A 15,884-nucleotide genomic window follows, 5' to 3' on the forward strand; every position below is an offset into this window, starting at 1 on the left:
AGTTAGTGCTTGCTTACTTTGCCACTTAACAGGGAACAGTTCTGGCCACACATTGTGTCCGCGAGCGATCATAATGAAATTATAAAAAATGTCGCCGTGCTGTTTGACCCGGTTGACAGGTGTGCCGTTAACCGATTTTCAGGAACACTGAATGGAACTTTTGACCCAACTACTGAATGCCTTATGGGCTCAGGATTTCGAAACGCTGGCCAATCCTTCCATGATTGGCATGCTCTATTTTGTCCTGTTTATGATCCTGTTTCTTGAAAACGGTCTGCTGCCTGCCGCTTTCCTGCCCGGCGATAGCCTGCTGGTGCTGGTGGGCGTGCTTTGTGCAAAAGGGGCAATGCAATTTCCGCAAACCGTGCTGCTGCTGACCATTGCCGCCAGTCTCGGCTGCTGGTTGAGCTATATCCAGGGACGATGGCTTGGCAATACGCGCATCGTGCAAAACTGGCTTTCCCATCTCCCGGCACACTATCACCAGCGAGCACATCATCTTTTCCATAAGCACGGGCTTTCCGCGCTGCTGGTGGGCCGCTTTATCGCTTTTGTCCGTACCCTGCTGCCAACGATTGCCGGACTCTCGGGTCTCAGCAGCACCCGTTTTCAGTTCTTTAACTGGATGAGCGGCCTGCTGTGGGTGCTGATCTTAACGACCCTCGGCTACCTGCTCGGCAAGACCCCGGTGTTCCTGAAGTATGAAGATCAGCTGATGTCCTGCCTGATGCTGCTGCCTGTCGTGCTGCTGGTGTTTGGCCTGATTGGCTCGCTGGTGGTGCTGTGGAAGAAAAAACATGGAAGTCAGGGCTAAGGTGATGAGCAATTCAACCCCGTCACTGCGTCGTCTCTCTTACGCCATGATAGCGCTGATGATGTTCAGCGCCCTGCTGCTGGCCTGGGCGGCGCTGCAAAAGCAGGAATCAACGCTGGCTATCCGCTCCGTTAATCAGGGCACCAGTATGCCAGATGGCTTCTCCATCTGGCACCATCTGGATGCAAACGGCATTCAGTTCAAGAGCATTACGCCGCAGAACGACGTCCTGCTGATCACCTTCGACTCCAGCGTGCAGAGCGCCGCAGCCAAGAAGGTCCTCGACCGGAGTCTGCCGCACGGTTATATCATTGCCCAGCAGGATGAAGACAGTCAGGCGTCTGCCTGGCTGACGCGTCTGCGTGATACTTCACGTCTGTTAGGCTAAATTTCCACTATTCTGAATCTTTTCACTCACTTTGGTGATATCACCGTTTACTTACTATGCTTAAGTACGCGGAGCACCTCCCACTCGTACTCCGCACAACTCTGGAAATCGGCATTCCCGTAGGTTATGTCGAAAAACAATGGAAGGTTTTCATAATGAATTACCGCATCGCCCTGGGCGTCGCCCTTTTTTCTTTAAGCGCAGCATCATTCGCGTCTTCTCTGTGTCAGGAGAAGGAAAAGGACATCCAACGCGAGATCAGTTACGCTGAAAAGCATAACAATCAGAGTCGAATCAATGGGCTGCAGAAGGCCCTTAGCGAAGTTAAAGCTAACTGTTCAGACAGCAAGCTGCGTGCCGATCATCAGCGCAAGATTGCCGATCAGAAAGAGGAGATTGCTGAGCGCCGCCGGGATCTGGCGGAAGCAAAAGAGAAAGGCGATGCGGACAAGATTACTAAACGTGAGCATAAACTGCTGGAAGCGGAGAACGAGCTGAAGGCGCTGGAGTCTCGCGATTACTGATTTAATGGACATCTTAACAGGAGAGAATCATGTCAAAAGATACTACGTCAGACCATTTACGCGCTGAACTGAAGTCCCTGGCGGATACCCTGGAAGAGGTGCTGAGCTCCTCGAGCAGTAAGTCGAAAGAAGAGCTGAGTAAACTGCGCCACAAAGCGGAGCAGGCCCTTCACGAGAGCCGCTACCGTCTGGGCGAAACCAGCGATGTGCTGGCGAAACAGACCCGTGAAGCTGCTGCGCGCGCCGACGAGTACGTACGCGAAAATCCGTGGGCCGGGGTAGGTATCGGTGCTGCGGTTGGCGTCGTCATCGGCATGCTCCTGACGCGACGTTAATTATGGAAGATTCACGTCAACCACAAGGGCCCGCAAAAAACGTCCTCGGTATCGGACAGCGGATTTTAACCACCCTCGTCGGCATTGCGGAGACGCGTATCCGGCTGGCGGTGGTTGAACTGGAAGAAGAGAAAGCGAATATCTTCCAGCTGCTACTGATGTTGGGGTTGACCATGCTCTTCGCCGCTTTTGGCCTGATGAGCCTGATGGTATTGATTATCTGGGCAATCGATCCGCAGTATCGCCTCAATGCGATGATCGCCACGACAGCTGTACTGCTGATTGCCGCCCTGATAGGGGGGAATATGGACGATGCGCAAAGTGCGCCACTCCACCCTGCTCCATCATACCCGTAAGGAACTGGCCAACGATCGGTCATTGCTGGAGGATGAGAAAAAGTGAGCCGAAGCAGATCAGAACGTCAGCGAGAAAAGGCTTTTTTGCTGAGCCAGATCCAGCAGCAACGGATTGATCTGTCAGCGAGCACCCGTGACTGGCTGGAGGTGACCCACGCTTACGATCGTGGCTGGAATACTTTCCTGAGCCTCCGCTCCTGGGCACTGGTGGCGAGCAGCATTATGGCGGTGCGGGCAGTCCGACATCCGAATATGCTGATCCGCTGGGCGCGCCGAGGTTTCGGTATCTGGAGCGCCTGGAGGCTGGTGAAATCGACAATTAATCAGCAGCAGCTTCGCAAATACGACGCACGCTGACGTTACCCTCTGCCTCACCCGGTAAAGCGCCTTCTGGCGCTTTACTTTTTTTGTGCCGCCTCGCCTTGCTCAATATCTTTGAAAAAGATTGACAGTTTTCCTTGCTAACATTCGCCATTCACCCCGTTTATGATTCTCTCCATCGACAGCGAGACCGCGGCATCCGCGCGATTTTGCACACTAAATAGTATTTACAGCCCAAGTGGTTCCCTGGAGAGTAAGATGAAAAAATTAGAAGATGTTGGTGTACTGGTTGCGCGTATCCTGATGCCAATCCTGTTTATTACTGCAGGCTGGGGCAAAATCGGTGGCTACGCCGGTACGCAACAGTATATGGAAGCGATGGGCGTTCCGGGGTTCCTGCTGCCGCTGACCATTCTGCTTGAGTTTGGCGGCGGTCTGGCGATTCTGTTCGGTTTCCTGACCCGTACCACGGCGCTGTTCACCGCAGGCTTCACCCTGCTGACCGCATTCCTGTTCCACAGCAACTTCGCGGAAGGCGTGAACTCTCTGATGTTCATGAAAAACCTGACCATCGCAGGCGGTTTCCTGCTGCTGGCCATCACCGGCCCGGGTGCATACAGCATCGACCGCGTTCTGAATAAGAAGTGGTAAGCACGCTATACTGAATCAAAAAGCGAGGAGATATCTCCTCGCTTTTGCTATCTAAGGAGGAAAAGATGGGACAACTCGTAGACGGCGTCTGGCAGGATACCTGGTATGACACCAAATCCACCGGGGGACGCTTTAAGCGCTCCGCTTCAGCCTTCCGTAACTGGCTCACCGCCGACGGCGCGCCTGGCCCGAGCGGCGAAGGTGGCTTTGCGGCAGAGAAAGATCGTTATCACCTCTATGTCTCCCTTGCCTGCCCGTGGGCACACCGCACCTTAATCGTCCGCGCCCTGAAGGGGCTTGAGTCGCTGATCCCCGTCTCGGTGGTACATCCGTTGATGCTGGAGAACGGCTGGACCTTCGGCAATGATTTCCCGGCGGCCACCGGCGATTCACTCTATCACCACGATTTTCTCTATCAGCTCTACCTGCGCGCCGATCCGCACTACACCGGTCGGGTCACCGTCCCGGTACTGTGGGACAAGAAAAATCAGACTATTGTCAGCAATGAATCGGCGGAGATCATCCGCATGTTCAATACCGCATTTGATGCGCACGGCGCCCGCGCGGGGGATTATTATCCGCCGGCGCTGCGCGATAAGATTGATGACCTGAATAGCTGGATCTATGACAACGTCAATAACGGCGTCTATAAAGCCGGGTTTGCCACCAGTCAGGAAGCCTATGACGAAGCCGTGAACAACGTCTTTGCCTCGCTGGAGCGTCTGGAGCAGATCCTGGGCCAGCACCGCTATCTGACCGGCAACCAGCTGACCGAAGCCGATATCCGCCTGTGGACCACCCTGGTGCGCTTTGACCCGGTTTACGTGACCCACTTTAAGTGCGACAAACGTCGGATCAGCGATTACCTCAATCTGTACGGTTTCCTGCGCGATATCTATCAGATGCCGGGGATTGCGGAGACGGTCGATTTTGACCACATCCGTAACCACTATTACCGTAGCCATAAAACCATCAATCCGACGGGTATTATCTCCATTGGCCCGTGGCAGGATCTGACTGAACCGCACGGTCGCGACGCTCGCTTCGACTAAGCCTCAGGGGCGCTTTTCTGGCGCCCTTTACCCCCCCTTTTATTCCCGTCTATGCTTTATTTGAACCCTTAGAAAACAAATGATTAATTGCTACTGAGGCCACAACAAATGGACTGGTATCTGAAAGTACTGCGAAATTATATTGGGTTTAAAGGGCGCGCCCGCCGCAAAGAGTTCTGGATGTTCACCCTGGTGAACTTCATTCTTATCTGCGTGCTGGGGCTGATCGACAAAATGCTGGGCTGGGAGAGAGCGGGCGGCGAGGGCATTCTCACCACGATATATGGTCTGCTGGTGTTTCTGCCGGGTTGGGCGGTGCTGTTTCGCCGACTGCATGATACCGATCGGTCAGCGTGGTGGCTGCTGCTGGTGCTGATCCCGGTGCTCGGCTGGATAATTATCGTGATCTTCAACTGCCAGCGCGGAACGGTGGGTGAAAACCGTTTTGGGCCAGATCCATTGCTGAAAGAGTAAGGAACTGCCCGGCGGCGCTACGCTTGCCGGGCCTACAGGTTACTTCTGGGTAAACAGCTTCTGGATCTCGCGCAGACACCAGGATTTGGCTTCGCCCATGCTGTCACGACGCCACGCCATAATGATATCCACTTCACTGGTGTACTCCGGGCTCACGACCCGCAGGCGCCCTTCGGCAATATCTTTTTCCACGAACGGATACGGCATGGTGGCCACGCCCAGCCCGGCCAGCAGCGCCTGACGCTTATCTTCCAGGGTACTGACGGTGAGACGCGGCTGCTTGTCCAGTAGCTGGACGGTTAATACCGGACGCTCGCGGGCGGTATCCGCCACCGCCACGCCGCGGTACTTCACGCGGGTGACTTCCGACAGCGGCTCCGGCTCCTGATGGATCGGGTGATCCGGCGCCGCGACGTAGACGTTCAGCACTTTATAGAGTTTGCGGGAGTTGATCTCGGACGAGGAGCGGAAATGCATGTCCGGCGCGATGACGATATCGGCCCGGCCCTGCTCCAGACGTTCCCACGCCCCGGCGAGCACCTCGGTGATGATCGACAGCTGGGTATTGGCTTTATCCGCCAGGCGATCCACCAGCGGATAGAGCGCAGTGGTGGGTACCAGGGCCTCGGTGACCAGCGTCAGGTGCGTTTCCCAGCCGCGGGCCAGCGCTTCGGCATCGGTGGTCAGTTTATCCGCCGCTTCCAGCAGCACGCGACCGCGCTCCAGCAGCATTCGCCCGACGTTGGTGAATTTTGTTCGGTGACCGGAGCGGTCAAACAGCACCACATCCAGCTCTTCTTCCAGCTTCTGCATGGTGTAGCTCAGGGCAGATGGCACGCGCCCCAGTTCATCCGCTGCTGCGGCGAAGCTACCGCGTCGATCGATCGCGTCCATCACCCGCAGTGCTTCAAGGGTCAATGCTCTCTCTTTAGCCATGGCGTTCTCATTCAGGAAATTTGAACATACCGGGCAGAATATCTGGCTAACAATGCAGCGTCCATACCTTTACCATTGTTTTAGTGTAAAGAGAGGTCAGTTTTATGATTACGACAAGAACAGCCAAACAGTGCGGACAAGCCGATTTCGGTTGGCTGCAGGCCCGCTACACCTTTTCCTTTGGACACTACTTTGACCCGAAACTGCTGGGCTATGCCTCTTTGCGCGTACTGAACCAGGAGGTACTCGCACCCGGGGCCTCGTTCCAGCCGCGTACCTATCCGAAAGTGGATATCCTGAACCTGATTCTTGAAGGCGAAGCAGAGTATCGCGACAGCGAGGGCAACCATGTCCAGGCGAAAGCCGGTGAAGCATTGCTGATAGCCACTCAGCCTGGTATTAGCTATAGCGAGCATAACCTCAGCAAAGATAAGACGCTGACGCGGATGCAGCTGTGGCTGGATGCCTGCCCGGAGCGTGAAAATCCGCCGCTCCAGAAGATCGATCTGCTGGAGGGTAAGCAGCAGCTGCTGGCCTCGCCCGATGGCAGCGCAGGTAGCCTGCAGTTACGCCAGCAGGTGTGGGTGCATCATATCGAGCTGAATAAAGGGGAACGCCTGAGTTTTCAGCTGCACGGTCCGCGCGCCTATCTGCAATCCATTCACGGTACGGTGCATGCGTTAACCCCAGCGGAAGAGCGGGAAGCCTTGACCTGCGGAGATGGGGCATTTATTCGCGATGAGGCGAATATCACCCTGGTAGCCGATACGCCTTTGCGGGCGCTGCTGATTGATTTGCCGATCTGAGTCGGTGCTGCCGGGTTTGCGTACGCTTACCCGGCAAACCCTTAATACCTTACTCGCTCATCGCCTGAGCGATTTGTGAGCGGACCTCGGCACGCTGTTCCGGGGTCAGAACCTGGCTCACATCGAAGTAATATTTCACGCGATAGTAACGCGCCTGCTCTTCAATATGGCTGAACGCCGCCAGCTGTTCTTTGACCGCTTTTTCATCCCACTTACCTGACTGGATCACGTTGATCAGAGTGCCATTTTTCACGTTGTCGGTTGGGATCTTAGCGACATCATCTTCCAGCTGCTGGTGCAGAGCCTTGATCTTCGCGGTCTGCTCACTGCTGAGTTTCAGCTGTTGTACGATCGGATCCTGGGTCGGCGCTGGCGCGGTTGCGACCTCTGCCGCCTGCGCCACACCCATAACGCCCGTCAGGGCTGCCGTCATCAGCGCGATACGGAAAATCTTTTTCATCTCACAATCCTTAATTATCTGTCAGGGAAGAACCCGTGGAGTATTTTTCAATTACGGATGTCGATCTGTGATGAAGTATATAAACAATTTTGTATGTAAGTGCTGGCAGAGAATGCAGAAAGCAAAAAACCCCGCCGAGGCGGGGTTTTTGTTTAAAGAGGTGAAGCTGACCGATAAGCCGGGTTCTGTCGTTGAACAGTCATTCATCTAGGCCAGCAATCGCTCACTGGCTCAAGCAGCCTACCCGGGTTCAGTACGGGCCGTACCATGTGAACCCCTATTTGGCCTTGCTCCGGGTGGAGTTTACCGTGCCACGGACTGTTACCAGCCGCGCGGTGCGCTCTTACCGCACCCTTTCACCCTTACCTGATCCCACTTGCGTGGGCCATCGGCGGTTTGCTCTCTGTTGCACTGGTCGTGGGTTTCCCCCCCAGGCGTTACCTGGCACCCTGCCCTATGGAGCCCGGACTTTCCTCCCCTCCGCCCGTCTCCCCCCGAAAGGGACGACGACGAAGCGGCGACTGTCTGGTCAGCTTCGGCGCGCAGTATAGAGGGTTTGCGCCCCGCTGTCACCCTTCGGTGAGCATGCCGACCCGTAGGGTGGCGGCAATATTGCGCGAGGCGCGATAAATATTGTCAAACGCGCCGCGGAACGCCTCTTCGAGGGTGCTGATGCTGGTCAGGACGCTGAACACCGCGTCGATGCCGTACTGGTGCACAATGCCGACATCATTAGTCAGGCTGCCGGCGATACCGATTACCGGTTTATGATACTTGCTGGCCACGCGCGCCACGCCCACCGGGACTTTGCCGTGAATACTTTGACTGTCCAGACGCCCTTCACCCGTCACCACCCAGGTGCAGTCATGAATATGCTCTTCAAGATTCAGCGCCTGGGTGACAATTTCGATGCCGCTCTTCAGCTCCGCACCGAGGAACGCCATCAGCGCGGCGCCCATTCCCCCTGCCGCACCTGCGCCAGGGACATTTTTGACATCAATACGCAGCGCGGTATTAATCACATCAGCGTAGTGGGAAAGATTGTTGTCGAGTTCGACGATGTTGGCTTCCGTGGCCCCTTTCTGCGGCCCGAAGATGCGGGATGCGCCCTGGTCGCCGATCAGCGGATTGCTCACGTCACAGGCCACCCGGATGGCGCAGTGTTTCAGGCGCGGATCGAGGGCCGAAATATCAATATTGTTCAGCGCCATCAGGCTACCGCCGCCGTGGCCGATTTCGGTGCCGTTGGCATCGGTCAGTTTTGCGCCCAGCGCCTGCACCATCCCGGCGCCGCCGTCGTTGGTGGCGCTGCCGCCAATCCCGATAATGATATTGCGCGCGCCTTTATCAAGTGCGGCGAGGATCAGCTCGCCCGTGCCGCGGGAGGTGGTAATCAGCGGGTTGCGCTGGGCAGGAGGCACCAGCACCAGTCCGCTGGCTGCGGCCATCTCAATAAACGCCGTCACGCCATCACCGGAGATCCCCCAGCAGGCGTTAACGCTTTCGCCCAGTGGGCCCGTCACCACCGCGTGCTGCATCGTGCCGTGGGTGGCGGCAATCATCGCTTCAACCGTTCCTTCCCCGCCATCCGCCACGGGAACCGAAACATACTCTGCATCGGGAAAGATCTCCCGAAAGCCTTTTTCTATCGCCCGCGCTACCTCGGTGGCAGACAGGCTTTCTTTGTAAGAGTCAGGGGCGATTACGATTTTCATAGTTATAGCCTGTTACCGCTTAAGGCAAAAATAGCGGGCGCGTTCCCGCGCCCGTTTTATTAGCGAGAGACTTCCACTTTCGCCAGTTTTTCGTAATAGCAGGCAATGGCGCTATGGTCGGCCGCTCCCAGCCCGTCGGCACGCAGGGCCTGCATCATCTCCATCACCGCCGCGGTCAGCGGCAGCTGCGCGCCCACGCCGTGGGAGGTGTCCAGGGCGTTGGCCAGATCCTTGATGTGCAGATCGATACGGAAGCCAGGCTTGAAGTTACGATCCATCACCATTGGCGCTTTGGCATCCAGCACGGTGCTGCCCGCCAGGCCGCCGCGGATCGCCTGATACACCAGATCCGGATTAACGCCGGCTTTGGTCGCCAGGGTCAGGGCTTCGGACATCGCGGCGATGTTCAGGGCCACAATCACCTGGTTTGCCAGCTTGGTGACGTTACCTGCGCCAATCTCACCGGTATGCACCACGGAGCCGGCCATCGCTTTCAGCAGATCGTAATATTTGTCGAAAATCGCCTTGTCGCCGCCCACCATCACCGAGAGGGTGCCGTCGATGGCTTTCGGTTCGCCGCCGCTCACCGGCGCATCCAGCATATCGATGCCCTTTGCTTTCAGCGCTTCGCTGATTTCACGGCTGGCCAGCGGTGCGATGGAGCTCATGTCGATCACCACGGTGCCCGGTTTGGCCCCTTCGATAATGCCGCCTTCGCCCAGCGCTACCTCTTTCACGTGCGGGGAGTTCGGCAGCATGGTGATAATCACATCGCACTGCTCAGCAATCGCCTTTGCCGTGGTAGCGGTTTCTGCGCCTGCGGCAATCACGTCGGCAATGGCTTCCGGGTTACGGTCTGCAACCACCAGCGAGTAACCTGCTTTGATGAGGTTTTTACTCATTGGTTTACCCATGATACCCAGGCCAATAAAACCAACTTTCAGTGTCATAACGTTTCTCTCTCTCAGTGGTGGTGATTATTTCTTAAAGGAATCCGCTAATTTCTGCGTTGCGGAGCGGAACACGCCGAGGTCGCTGCCGACGGCCACAAAGGTCGCGCCCCACTCCAGGTAACGGCGGGCATCGGCTTCAACCGGCGCCAGGATGCCGGACGGCTTACCGTGCGCTTTGGCGCGGGCAAAAATGTGCTGAATGGCGCGCTGGACTTCCGGGTGATTCGCATTCCCCAGATGACCGAAGGCGGCCGCCAGGTCGCTTGGGCCGACGAAGATGCCGTCCACGCCATCAGTGGCGGCGATGTCATCAACGTTGTCCACGCCCTGCTGGCTCTCGATCTGTACCAGGATGGTGATGTTCTTGTTCGACTGGGCGAGGTAGTCCGGCACGGTGCCGAACATATTGGCGCGATGGGAGACCGACACACCGCGAATGCCTTCCGGCGGATAGCGGGTGGAGGCCACCGCCTGCACCGCCTCTTCGACGTTTTCCACAAACGGGATCAGGAAGTTGTAGAAGCCGATATCCAGCAGGCGCTTGATGATCACCGGCTCATTGGTCGGGACACGCACCACCGGCGCGCTGTGGCTGCCTTTCAGCGCCATCAGCTGCGGGATAAAGGTGGTGACATCGTTCGGCGCATGTTCACCGTCCAGTACCAGCCAGTCAAAACCTGCCAGCCCCAGCACTTCGGTGCTGATTGGGCTTGCCAGCGCGGACCAGCAGCCGATCTGAATCTGATGCGCCGCGAGGGCCGCTTTGAATTTGTTCGGGAAAATATCGTTACTCATCGCTTATACCTTTGCTTATTTCTGCAATTCCATACGTTTGATGTCACCCACTACGAACAGGTAGCAGAACATCGCCATCAGCGCGGAACAGCCTACAAATACCAGTGCCGCGTTGAACGAATGCAGTTCACTGACCAGATAGCCAATCACCAGCGGAGTGACGATTGACGCTACGTTGCCAAAGACGTTAAACACACCACCACACAGCCCAACAATCTCTTTCGGTGCGGTATCGGAAATCACCGGCCAGCCCAGGGCACCAAACCCTTTACCGAAGAAGGCTAGCGCCATCAGGGCCACCGCCAGCGCGGTGTTGTTGGTGTAGTTGCACAGAATGATTGAGGAGGCCAACAGCATACCCAGTACAATCGGCAGCTTACGCGCCAGAGTAATCGACTTGCCTTTCTTAATCAGGTGATCCGAGAAGACGCCGCCCAGCACGCCACCGGCAAAACCGCACAGTGCCGGAATGGACGCCACCAGCCCCACCTTCAGAATCGACATCCCCTTCTCCTGCACCAGATAAATCGGGAACCAGGTGAGGAAGAACCAGGTGATGGTATTAATAAAGTATTGCCCGAAAAATACGCCCAGCATCATGCGGTTGGACAATAACTGTTTGATGTAATGCAGCTTCGGACCGCTGGCCGCTTTGTCGCCCGGCTTTTTATGGTCCATGTCGACCACCGCGCCGCCTTCCTTAATGAACTTCAGCTCTTCGGCGGTCATGCGTGGATGGTCGGTTGGGTTATGAATCAGCTTCACCCACAGGCCGGTCAGCACAAAGCCGATAACGCCCATCACGGTAAAGACATGTTCCCAGCCCCAGGCGAAGGTCAGCCAGCCGAGCAGCGGGGAGAACAGCGCCAGCGAGAAATATTGTGCCGAGTTAAAAATGGCCGAGGCCGTACCGCGCTCTTTGGTCGGGAACCAGGCCGCCACGATACGGGCGTTGGCCGGGAAGGACGGTGCCTCGGAGAAGCCGAGCATAAAGCGCATAAAGAACATCGAGACGCCCGCCCAGGCCAGCGGGAAGAGATCGACAAAGCCCTGCAGGAAGGTGAACAGCGACCAGAAGAACAGGCTGTACGTATAGACCTTTTTCGAACCGAACTTGTCCAGCAGCCAGCCGCCGGGGATCTGCATCAGCAGGTAGGCCCAGCCGAAGGCGGAGAAGATGTAGCCCATCGACACGGCGCTTAACTGCAGCTCTTTGGCGACTTCCGTACCGGCAATAGAGAGCGTGGCGCGGTCGGCGTAATTGACTGCAGTAACAATAAATATAATGAGCAATATTAAATAGCGGGTTGGGGCAACCTTTTTTGTTTCAACGGTAGTATCCAGCAACATTTTTATTTCCTCTGGTACATCAGCGAAATTATTTTTATTATTTAAGAAAGAGGCATTCCTGATTATTTCAGTAATGGCAGGCAAATACGGATAATTAATCCGATACCATGAAATCGTTAATGAGTATAATCAACCACCCAAGGACGCGCATTGTGGAACCGCTCAATTATAGAAGGTGTGTTTAATATTATTTTGAGCAAATGCACAACCCCCTGGGCGCTGATGCACAGATTTCGTTATTGCCCCCCCTTATGCGCAGGCTAAGGTCAAAAATGAGTGATCGCGATCACGTTTTTAATTGCACGCCCCTGACATTCTTTATTCCACTGAGCAGAGTCTTTATTTCCTATAACAAGAAAATACACGTACTCTTTTACCCATTAATTATCCCCCACTCGCTGGAGAATACTGGACAATGGCCGACATCGAAATTCGACAAACGTCGCCGGGCGCGTTTTATATTAAGGTTCACGACACCGATAACGTGGCGATTATTGTTAACGATCAGGGATTAAAAGCCGGAACGCGTTTCCCGGACGGGCTCGAACTGATCGAGCATATTCCACAGGGCCATAAAGTGGCGCTGGTTGATATCCCGGCGCAGGGCGAAATCGTGCGTTACGGCGAAGTCATTGGCTATGCCGTACGGGCGATCCCGCAGGGCAGCTGGATTGACGAATCGCTGGTGGCGCTGCCGGAAGCACCGCCGCTGAATACCCTGCCGCTGGCGACCCGCGTCCCGGAACCTATGCCCGCTCTGGAAGGCTATACCTTCGAAGGCTTCCGCAATCCGGACGGCAGCGTTGGCACCAAAAACCTGCTCGGCATCAGCACCAGCGTGCACTGCGTGGCGGGGGTGGTCGATTTCGTGGTGAAGATCATCGAGCGCGACCTGCTGCCAAAATACCCGAACGTTGACGGCGTGGTGGGGCTGAACCACCTGTACGGCTGCGGCGTGGCGATTAACGCTCCGGCGGCGATTGTGCCGATCCGTACCATCCACAATATCGCGCTGAACCCGAACTTTGGCGGCGAAGTGATGGTGGTGGGCCTTGGTTGCGAAAAACTGGTGCCAGAAAAACTGCTGCAGGGCACCGAGGATACCCAGGCTATTCCGGTGGACAGCGCCAGCATCGTGCGTCTGCAGGATGAGCAGCACGTCGGTTTCCGTTCCATGGTCGATGACATTCTGCAGGTCGCCGAACGCCATCTGGCAAAACTGAACCAGCGCAAGCGTGAAACCTGCCCGGCCTCCGAGCTGGTGGTGGGGATGCAGTGCGGCGGCAGCGACGCCTTCTCCGGCGTGACCGCGAACCCGGCCGTTGGCTATGCCTCAGACCTGCTGGTGCGCTGCGGCGCCACGGTGATGTTCTCCGAAGTGACCGAAGTGCGTGATGCGATCCACCTGCTCACCCCGCGCGCCATCAACGAAGAGGTGGGCAAGCGCCTGCTGGAAGAGATGGCCTGGTACGATAACTATCTCGACATGGGCAAGACCGACCGCAGCGCCAACCCTTCTCCGGGCAATAAGAAAGGCGGCCTGGCGAACGTGGTGGAAAAAGCGCTGGGCTCTATCGCCAAATCGGGCCAGAGCGCCATCGTCGAGGTGCTCTCCCCGGGCCAGCGCCCAACCAAACGCGGCCTGATCTATGCCGCCACGCCGGCCAGCGATTTCGTCTGCGGAACCCAGCAGGTGGCCTCCGGCATCACCGTGCAGGTGTTCACCACCGGGCGCGGCACGCCATACGGCCTGATGGCGGTTCCGGTGATTAAAATGGCGACCCGCACCGAGCTGGCGAACCGTTGGTTTGACCTGATGGACATTAACGCGGGGACCATCGCTACCGGCGAAGAGAGCATTGAGGACGTGGGCTGGAAGCTGTTCCACTTTATTCTCGACGTGGCCAGCGGCCGCAAGAAAACCTTCTCCGATCAGTGGGGATTACACAACCAGCTGGCGGTATTTAACCCGGCACCTGTGACCTGAGTTTGCAGTAAACCTCCTTTAGCATGGCTCCGGCCATGCTTTTTTTTGCCTTTCGTTCTTCTGGTAAGTGATTATCGTCGGGCGGGACACGGGCAGGCTATCTTAAGACCTGCCAGTACCCCCCCTTTTCTGGCACCGACGCGTTGTACCCTGCCTTTGCTTTGTAAGGCGCTGAGATAGCGTTCTACCGTACGGGAGGTGACTCCAAGCATTAAGGCCAGTGCGGAGGCTGTCATCTTTGGCTGGGCAATCAGAAGTTGCAGGATGGTGCTCTCTTTTTCCGACATTTGTTCCGACATTTCTTCCGACATTGCCTGAGGGGTCGAAATACTCTCACGCAGCGCATCAGCGAGATTCTGCAGCATAAATTCCACAAAAGCCGTGCAGTCGCTGGCTTTATCACACTCCCCAAGGATGGCGTAGTACCGCTCCTGCTGAAAGTGGATCAGCGTTTCTACGGGCAGCCAGGCCAGCCCGGCACGCCAGTGGCTGAGGATAAGGGTTTGCCAGAGGCGGCCCATACGGCCATTGCCATCGGCAAAAGGATGGATAAATTCAAATTCATAATGGAATACGGAGCTGGCAATCAGCGGGTGTAAGTCAGTGGTACTCAGCCACTTAAGCAGCTCATCCACCAGACGAGGGACCTGAGACGCAGGAGGCGCCATATGCACCAGTTGGTTACCACGGTAGATCCCGACATCCCCCCGACGCAGGTGCCCGGGGTCATCTACAAGTCCCTTCATCAGAAGCCGATGGGCACTTAACAAATCTTTCAGGCGACTTGCTTGCCAGATATTCAGGTGTTCATAGGCCTGGATGGCATTTCTGACTTCCTGAATATCCTTCGCCGGGGCCAGCACCCGCTTCCCATCCATAATCGCGGTAACCTGTTCAGTGGTCAGCGAATTATGCTCAATAGCTAAAGATGCCTGAATGGTGCGAATACGATTCTCTTTGCGCAGCAGAGGTGAAGCTCGCCCCGTATACGCAGCCCAGTGCCCCAGCAATTCTCCCGTCTCAACCACCAGATTTAGGATTGCAGACGTAATCGTAAAAGGTGGTTGATAACGGCTCACCAGGTTACTCCCCCTGCTGCTCCAGCGCATACTTATACAGCGCGTTCTTTTTCACGCCGTGGATTTCCGCCGCCAGCGCGGCCGCTTTCTTCAGCGGCAGCTCGGTCTGCAGCAGCGCGAGGGTGCGCAGCGCATCGGCAGGCAGCGCGTCCTCTGTCGCTTTGTGCCCTTCGACAATCAGCACCATCTCGCCCTTGCGGCGGTTTTCGTCCTCTTTCACCCAGGCCAGCAGCTCGCCAACCGGCAGACCGTGGATGGTTTCCCAGGTTTTGGTCAGCTCGCGCGCCAGCACCACGTAACGGGCTTCTCCCCAGACCGCCACCATGTCCTCCAGGCTCTCCAGCAGACGGTGGGTAGATTCGTAGAAGATCAGGGTGCGGGGTTCGGCTTCCAGCGCCTTCAGCACGTCGCGACGGCCTTTGGATTTGGCGGGCAGGAAACCTTCATAGCAGAAACGATCCGACGGCAGGCCCGCTGCGCTCAGTGCGGCAATGGCGGCGCACGGTCCCGGCAGCGGTACCACCCGGATCCCGGCTTCGCGGCAGGTGCGGACCAGGTGATAGCCCGGGTCATTGATCAGCGGCGTGCCGGCATCGGACACCAGGGCGATGTTCTGCCCCTCTTTCAGTTTGGCCACCAGAATGGCAGCTTTTTGCTGCTCGTTATGATCGTGCAGGGCGAACAGGCGGGCGTTAATCGCAAAATGTTGCAGCAGCAGACCAGTGTGGCGGGTATCTTCAGCTGCAATAAGATCAACGCTTTGCAACACGGTGAGCGCACGTTGGGTAATATCAGATAAATTCCCGATAGGAGTAGGTACAATATAAAGCTGACCCTGAGAATTATCTGCCGTTTCGTGTTGTTTCATTGTCTCATCCGTATTGCCGA

At 56.4% G+C, this 15,884-nt stretch carries 18 protein-coding genes, 1 other RNA gene and 1 pseudogene; 11 read left to right on the top strand and 9 right to left on the bottom strand.

Annotation, left to right across the window (positions count from 1 at the left end; genetic code table 11):
• Positions 1-151: 151 nt before the first annotated feature.
• The 9 genes and pseudogenes from yqjA (at position 152) to AAHB66_RS20605 (ending at position 4,915) form a co-directional block, all read left to right on the top strand.
• Positions 152-814 carry a DedA family general envelope maintenance protein YqjA gene (gene yqjA / locus AAHB66_RS20565; RefSeq protein WP_059307126.1) on the top strand — a complete coding sequence of 221 codons (663 nt, stop codon included), beginning with the start codon at positions 152-154 and terminating at the stop codon, positions 812-814.
• 4 nt (positions 815-818) lie between these two features.
• On the top strand, positions 819-1,202 hold the full coding sequence (gene mzrA, locus AAHB66_RS20570) for an EnvZ/OmpR regulon moderator MzrA (protein WP_347114353.1): 384 nt from the start codon (positions 819-821) through the stop codon (positions 1,200-1,202).
• 155 nt (positions 1,203-1,357) lie between these two features.
• Positions 1,358-1,726 (top strand): DUF1090 domain-containing protein, encoded by a 369-nt coding sequence (locus AAHB66_RS20575; RefSeq protein WP_347114354.1) that lies wholly within the window; start codon positions 1,358-1,360, stop codon positions 1,724-1,726.
• Between the two features lie 29 nt (positions 1,727-1,755).
• Complete coding sequence (locus tag AAHB66_RS20580; protein WP_337017692.1) at positions 1,756-2,061, top strand: DUF883 family protein; 306 nt, start codon at positions 1,756-1,758, stop codon at positions 2,059-2,061.
• 2 nt (positions 2,062-2,063) lie between these two features.
• Positions 2,064-2,463 (top strand): annotated as a pseudogene (locus AAHB66_RS20585) (phage holin family protein).
• Entirely contained in the window at positions 2,460-2,774 is a 315-nt protein-coding gene (locus AAHB66_RS20590) for a YqjK-like family protein (protein ID WP_347114355.1), read from the top strand. The pseudogene AAHB66_RS20585 and the gene AAHB66_RS20590 overlap by 4 nt, the downstream one beginning before the upstream one ends.
• A 222-nt stretch (positions 2,775-2,996) precedes the next feature.
• Complete coding sequence (locus tag AAHB66_RS20595) at positions 2,997-3,389, top strand: DoxX family protein (protein ID WP_181247303.1); 393 nt, start codon at positions 2,997-2,999, stop codon at positions 3,387-3,389.
• 65 nt (positions 3,390-3,454) lie between these two features.
• A complete protein-coding gene (locus tag AAHB66_RS20600) occupies positions 3,455-4,441 on the top strand; it encodes a glutathione S-transferase family protein (protein ID WP_347114357.1) in 987 nt (328 codons plus the stop codon).
• A gap of 108 nt (positions 4,442-4,549) precedes the next feature.
• Positions 4,550-4,915: a DUF805 domain-containing protein gene (locus AAHB66_RS20605; protein WP_347114358.1), complete on the top strand. Its 366-nt coding sequence runs from the start codon at positions 4,550-4,552 to the stop codon at positions 4,913-4,915.
• Between the two features lie 39 nt (positions 4,916-4,954).
• On the opposite strand, the gene AAHB66_RS20610 is transcribed toward AAHB66_RS20605, so the two are convergent.
• Positions 4,955-5,851 carry a LysR family transcriptional regulator gene (locus AAHB66_RS20610; RefSeq protein WP_106994774.1) on the bottom strand — a complete coding sequence of 299 codons (897 nt, stop codon included), beginning with the start codon at positions 5,849-5,851 and terminating at the stop codon, positions 4,955-4,957.
• 104 nt (positions 5,852-5,955) lie between these two features.
• Here AAHB66_RS20610 and AAHB66_RS20615 point away from each other — a divergent pair, with 104 nt between their 5' ends.
• Positions 5,956-6,657: a pirin family protein gene (locus AAHB66_RS20615; protein ID WP_347114359.1), complete on the top strand. Its 702-nt coding sequence runs from the start codon at positions 5,956-5,958 to the stop codon at positions 6,655-6,657.
• Between the two features lie 49 nt (positions 6,658-6,706).
• Here AAHB66_RS20615 and AAHB66_RS20620 read toward each other — a convergent pair whose 3' ends face one another.
• The 6 genes from AAHB66_RS20620 to garP all read right to left on the bottom strand — a co-directional run bounded on the left by AAHB66_RS20620 (position 6,707) and on the right by garP (position 11,930).
• On the bottom strand, positions 6,707-7,117 hold the full coding sequence (locus AAHB66_RS20620; protein WP_347114360.1) for a Spy/CpxP family protein refolding chaperone: 411 nt from the start codon (positions 7,115-7,117) through the stop codon (positions 6,707-6,709).
• Positions 7,118-7,275: 158 nt separating this feature from the next.
• An RNA gene (rnpB, locus tag AAHB66_RS20625) (RNase P RNA component class A) lies at positions 7,276-7,654 on the bottom strand.
• A gap of 32 nt (positions 7,655-7,686) precedes the next feature.
• On the bottom strand, positions 7,687-8,832 hold the full coding sequence (gene garK, locus AAHB66_RS20630) for a glycerate 2-kinase (protein WP_347114361.1): 1,146 nt from the start codon (positions 8,830-8,832) through the stop codon (positions 7,687-7,689).
• A 59-nt stretch (positions 8,833-8,891) separates the two neighbouring features.
• The gene (gene garR, locus AAHB66_RS20635; RefSeq protein WP_347114363.1) at positions 8,892-9,782 is read right to left on the bottom strand and encodes a 2-hydroxy-3-oxopropionate reductase; all 891 of its coding nucleotides are present in this window, start codon (positions 9,780-9,782) and stop codon (positions 8,892-8,894) included.
• Positions 9,783-9,809: 27 nt separating this feature from the next.
• Positions 9,810-10,580 (bottom strand): 2-dehydro-3-deoxyglucarate aldolase, encoded by a 771-nt coding sequence (garL, locus tag AAHB66_RS20640; RefSeq protein WP_347114364.1) that lies wholly within the window; start codon positions 10,578-10,580, stop codon positions 9,810-9,812.
• 15 nt (positions 10,581-10,595) lie between these two features.
• Positions 10,596-11,930, bottom strand: coding sequence for a galactarate/glucarate/glycerate transporter GarP (garP, locus tag AAHB66_RS20645; RefSeq protein WP_347114365.1), 1,335 nt, complete (start codon positions 11,928-11,930; stop codon positions 10,596-10,598).
• A 415-nt stretch (positions 11,931-12,345) separates the two neighbouring features.
• Here garP and garD point away from each other — a divergent pair, with 415 nt between their 5' ends.
• Positions 12,346-13,917, top strand: coding sequence for a galactarate dehydratase (gene garD / locus AAHB66_RS20650; protein WP_337017669.1), 1,572 nt, complete (start codon positions 12,346-12,348; stop codon positions 13,915-13,917).
• Between the two features lie 71 nt (positions 13,918-13,988).
• Here garD and AAHB66_RS20655 read toward each other — a convergent pair whose 3' ends face one another.
• Complete coding sequence (locus AAHB66_RS20655; protein ID WP_347114366.1) at positions 13,989-14,996, bottom strand: Fic family protein; 1,008 nt, start codon at positions 14,994-14,996, stop codon at positions 13,989-13,991.
• Positions 14,997-15,000: 4 nt separating this feature from the next.
• Entirely contained in the window at positions 15,001-15,864 is an 864-nt protein-coding gene (gene rsmI / locus AAHB66_RS20660; protein ID WP_347114367.1) for a 16S rRNA (cytidine(1402)-2'-O)-methyltransferase, read from the bottom strand.
• Positions 15,865-15,884: the final 20 nt, after the last annotated feature.

It is taken from the genome of Leclercia sp. S52 (genome assembly GCF_039727615.1).
In the GTDB taxonomy this organism is placed as follows: Bacteria; Pseudomonadota; Gammaproteobacteria; order Enterobacterales; family Enterobacteriaceae; genus Enterobacter; species Enterobacter adecarboxylatus_B.

Excerpts from the sequence above, each read along its gene's own strand:
- garD (WP_337017669.1), top strand. The coding sequence starts at position 12,346 with ATGGCCGACATCGAAATTCGACAAACGTCGCCGGGCGCGTTTTATATT.
- AAHB66_RS20620 (WP_347114360.1), bottom strand. The coding sequence starts at position 7,117 with ATGAAAAAGATTTTCCGTATCGCGCTGATGACGGCAGCCCTGACGGGC.
- AAHB66_RS20615 (WP_347114359.1), top strand. The coding sequence starts at position 5,956 with ATGATTACGACAAGAACAGCCAAACAGTGCGGACAAGCCGATTTCGGT.
- rsmI (WP_347114367.1), bottom strand. The coding sequence starts at position 15,864 with ATGAAACAACACGAAACGGCAGATAATTCTCAGGGTCAGCTTTATATT.
- AAHB66_RS20610 (WP_106994774.1), bottom strand. The coding sequence starts at position 5,851 with ATGGCTAAAGAGAGAGCATTGACCCTTGAAGCACTGCGGGTGATGGAC.
- mzrA (WP_347114353.1), top strand. The coding sequence starts at position 819 with ATGAGCAATTCAACCCCGTCACTGCGTCGTCTCTCTTACGCCATGATA.
- AAHB66_RS20595 (WP_181247303.1), top strand. The coding sequence starts at position 2,997 with ATGAAAAAATTAGAAGATGTTGGTGTACTGGTTGCGCGTATCCTGATG.
- garL (WP_347114364.1), bottom strand. The coding sequence starts at position 10,580 with ATGAGTAACGATATTTTCCCGAACAAATTCAAAGCGGCCCTCGCGGCG.
- yqjA (WP_059307126.1), top strand. The coding sequence starts at position 152 with ATGGAACTTTTGACCCAACTACTGAATGCCTTATGGGCTCAGGATTTC.
- AAHB66_RS20575 (WP_347114354.1), top strand. The coding sequence starts at position 1,358 with ATGAATTACCGCATCGCCCTGGGCGTCGCCCTTTTTTCTTTAAGCGCA.
- garP (WP_347114365.1), bottom strand. The coding sequence starts at position 11,930 with ATGTTGCTGGATACTACCGTTGAAACAAAAAAGGTTGCCCCAACCCGC.
- AAHB66_RS20605 (WP_347114358.1), top strand. The coding sequence starts at position 4,550 with ATGGACTGGTATCTGAAAGTACTGCGAAATTATATTGGGTTTAAAGGG.
- AAHB66_RS20580 (WP_337017692.1), top strand. The coding sequence starts at position 1,756 with ATGTCAAAAGATACTACGTCAGACCATTTACGCGCTGAACTGAAGTCC.
- AAHB66_RS20600 (WP_347114357.1), top strand. The coding sequence starts at position 3,455 with ATGGGACAACTCGTAGACGGCGTCTGGCAGGATACCTGGTATGACACC.
- garK (WP_347114361.1), bottom strand. The coding sequence starts at position 8,832 with ATGAAAATCGTAATCGCCCCTGACTCTTACAAAGAAAGCCTGTCTGCC.
- garR (WP_347114363.1), bottom strand. The coding sequence starts at position 9,782 with ATGACACTGAAAGTTGGTTTTATTGGCCTGGGTATCATGGGTAAACCA.